The organism is Streptomyces panaciradicis (genome assembly GCF_023516615.1).
GTDB classification, from domain to species: Bacteria; Actinomycetota; Actinomycetes; order Streptomycetales; family Streptomycetaceae; genus Streptomyces; species Streptomyces panaciradicis.
Genome location: NZ_JAMGBF010000203.1, coordinates 1 through 1906, shown reverse-complemented (window position 1 = coordinate 1906; position 1906 = coordinate 1). Strand labels below are relative to the sequence as shown.

2 protein-coding genes are annotated in these 1906 nt (G+C 72.7%); one reads left to right on the top strand and one right to left on the bottom strand.

What is annotated here, in order from left to right; all coding sequences use genetic code 11:
- Positions 1 to 638 (bottom strand): cytochrome c oxidase subunit I (locus M8J74_RS40605; RefSeq protein WP_372500428.1); only part of this gene is annotated, 638 nt, incomplete at its 3' end.
- Positions 639 to 962: 324 nt separating this feature from the next.
- On the opposite strand from M8J74_RS40605, the gene M8J74_RS40600 reads away from it, so the two are divergent.
- A partial coding sequence (locus M8J74_RS40600) for a GAF domain-containing protein (RefSeq protein WP_308406183.1) occupies positions 963 to 1906 on the top strand: 944 nt, incomplete at its 3' end.

The following is a 1906-nucleotide window of genomic DNA, read 5'->3' as shown; positions in this document are numbered from 1 at the left end:
GGCATGCGGAACATCGTCATGCCCGGCGCCCGCATGCAGACGATGGTGGTGATGAAGTTGACCGCGCCCAGGATCGACCCGAAGCCGGACAGCGCCACCCCCATGATCCACAGATCGGCGCCGAGCCCCGGCGAGTGGACCGCGTCGGACAGCGGGGCGTACAGGAACCACCCGAAGTCGGCGGCACCGCCCGGGGTGAGGAAGCCGAAAGCCGCGATCGAGGAGCCGAACAGGAAGAGCCAGTAGGCCAGCATGTTCAGCCGGGGGAAGACGACGTCCGGGGCACCGATCTGCAGCGGCATGATCCAGTTGGCGAAACCGGTGAACAGGGGCATGGCGAACATCAGCAGCATGATCGAACCGTGCATGGTGAACGCCTGGTTGAACTGCTCCTGCGACATGATCTGCATCCCGGGCCGCGCGAGCTCCGCGCGCATCAGCAACGCCATCACGCCGCCCACCAGGAAGAACACGAAGGCCGTGACGAGGTACATCGTCCCGATCTTCTTGTGGTCCGTGGTCGTCAGCCACTCCGTCCAGGACGGCCGGCTCTCCGCCGGTCCGGCCGGCCGTCCCGCCACGGCGACCACGGCCTTGGGGCGCGCGGTTGCCACCTGCTGTATCTGTGCCTCGTCCACCGGACGGCGACCTCCCGATCTGCTCATGTCGTGCGACGGGCCGGGAAGGGCCACGGACGAGGGATGTGACCGGGCCTTCCGGGCCGCCGCCACATGATCGACCGAGGGGCACCCCGTCCCGATAGGGTCCAAAGGCCCCAGCCCCCGGGACCCCGAGGGGGCCCAACGGCCCCTCTTCGCACCGGCGGGCCCGCGGACCCCCGGGTCAGGACCTCGCCTGTCGTACGCTGCTGAGCACCACACCGGCCCAGGACGGCGGGTATGCCCGAACCACCAGCGCAGGCGGCAATGCCGTCGCACCCACGCCTCGACGTGCCGGAGCGCATGCACGGTCTTCTGAAAGCGGTCATGAACCTGGGGCGCGGGCTGGAGCTGTCCCAGGTGCTGCGCGGCATCGCGGAGGCGGCCGTCGAACTCACCGACGCCCGGTACGGCGCCCTCGGCGTGATCGGCGAGGGACGGAGGCTGTCGCAGTTCCTGACCGTCGGCATCGCCGAGGACTCGGCGGACCGGATCGGCCGGCCCCCGCGCGGGCGGGGCATCCTCGGTGAACTGATCCGCCACCCGGCTCCGCTGCGCCTGACCGACCTGACCCGGCACCCCGGCAGCGTCCCCCTCCCGGAGCACCATCCGCCGATGCGCGGCTTCCTGGGAGTGCCCATCCGCGTGCGGGACGAGGTGTTCGGCAACCTGTACCTGACCGAGAAGCGCGGTGGCGCGGACTTCGACGCCGACGACGAGGCCGTCCTGACCACGCTGGCCAACGCGGCCGGGGTGGCCATCGACAACGCCCGCAGATATCACGACAGCCGCCGCCGGGAGCAGTGGCTGGAGGCGCTCGGCGAGATCAGCCGCAGTCTGCTCGCCGGCACCGAGGCCCGCGCGGTGCTGGGACTGATCGCCCGGCGCGCGAGCGAGCTGGCCGACGCCGACCAGGCCGTCGTGCTGCTCCCGTCCGGCCCCCGCGCAGACCGGCTCACCGTCGAGACCGCGCACGGCGCCGACGCCGGGCGGCTGCGCGGCCGGTCCTTCCCGGCGGACGGTTCCCTCGCCGGGCAGGCCGCGCGCACCGGCAGAGCCGCGGCCACCGCGGACGCCGAGAACGACCCCCGGGTACGGCCACTCACCGCCGCGGACGGCACGGCCCCGTACGGGCCCGTCGTCGCGGTCCCGCTGCCCCTCGACGGCGCGGCCGGCGGCGTGCTGCGGCTGAGCCGGCGCAGCGGACGGGCGGCCTTCGACGACTCCGAGGTCCAGCTCGTCTCCCG